Source organism: Bifidobacterium sp. SO1, from assembly GCF_018555335.1.
Lineage (GTDB): Bacteria > Actinomycetota > Actinomycetes > Actinomycetales > Bifidobacteriaceae > Bifidobacterium > Bifidobacterium simiiventris.
Genome location: NZ_JAFEJR010000051.1, coordinates 1 through 1,324, shown reverse-complemented (window position 1 = coordinate 1,324; position 1,324 = coordinate 1). Strand labels below are relative to the sequence as shown.

The 1,324-nt window shown below is 65.5% G+C and carries 1 protein-coding gene; it reads left to right on the top strand.

What is annotated here, in order from left to right:
- Positions 1-72 precede the first annotated feature (72 nt).
- Positions 73-1,263, top strand: a complete 1,191-nt coding sequence (locus JS541_RS14615) for an IS30 family transposase (RefSeq protein ID WP_240539397.1) — start codon at positions 73-75, stop codon at positions 1,261-1,263.
- Positions 1,264-1,324 lie beyond the last annotated feature (61 nt).

Sequence of the window (1,324 nt, the reverse complement as noted above, 5' to 3'; positions counted from 1 at the left end):
TGATGATCCGAGAGGAGAGATCAGGTGGGCAAGTGGGTGTTCGACGGTGTCAAGTACGCGACCCGGAGCCTGATGTGCGAGGCGCGCCGCGAGCGGTATGTGGAGCTCATCCGCGATGGCATGAACTACACGCAGGCCGCGAAGGCGGTGGGTGTGTCGAAACGCACGGGCAAGGTGTGGCGCAACGGGCGCACGCGCTCGACCGGTCGTAACGAGAAACCGTCCGTGACGGTCTGGTATCGTCCCGACATGGACGAGACGAAGAAGATCAGCCCGCGGTTCCTCGACTTGGAGAGTCGTCTGCACATCGCCGACTGGCTGCGGGCCGGATGGAGCATCCGCAGGATAGCGGGCCGGTTGGGGCGCGCGGCGTCATCCGTTTCGCGCGAGATCGCGCGCAACACGAACCCGGACACGGGGCAATACGAGCCGAACCGCGCCCAACGGGTGAGCATGGGACGGCTTGCCCGGCCGAAGGCCGCGAAGGTGCGCTCGGTCCCCGGACTGCTCGACTACATCCGCGACGGGTTGAAGCGGCATTGGAGTCCGGAACAGATCGCGGGGCGTCTGCGGGAGGACTTCCCGGATAATGGGAGCATGCACATCTGCACCGAGACGATCTACCAGGCCATCTACGTCCAGGCAAAAGGCGAACTGCGCAAGGAGGTCTCCAAGGCGCTGCGCTCCGGGAGGACCGCCCGACGGCCGAAGACCGGAGAAAACGAGCGGCGCCCGCGGTTCCGCGAGCCGATGGTCATGATCTCGGAGCGGCCGGCCGAGGTGGAGGACCGGGCCGTGCCGGGCCATTGGGAGGGCGACCTGATCTGCGGCAGGCAGAACAGGACCGCGATCGGCACGCTCGTGGAGCGCACCACACGGTTCACGATCCTGCTGCACCTGCCCGACGGGCACGACGCCGAACACGTCCAGCAGGCCGTCATCGAACGGATGCGCGACCTGCCCAAGCTGCTGCGCAACTCGCTGACGTGGGACCAGGGCTCCGAGCTCGCGCTCCACAAGCGCATCTCGACCGCGCTGGACATGGACGTGTACTTCTGCGACCCGCACTCGCCATGGCAGCGCGGCACGAACGAGAACACGAACGGCCTGCTGCGCCAGTACTTCCCGAAGGGCACCGACCTGGGCGTCTACCCGCAGGCGTATCTCGACGCCGTCGCGGAGGAACTCAACGACCGGCCGAGGAAGACCCTCGGATTCAGGAAACCATCCGAAGCCATCCTCGACCTGATCAACGAGGCATGATACGATCACACAACCAAATTAACCAGCAACACGGGTGTTGCAACCACCACTAGAATCCGCC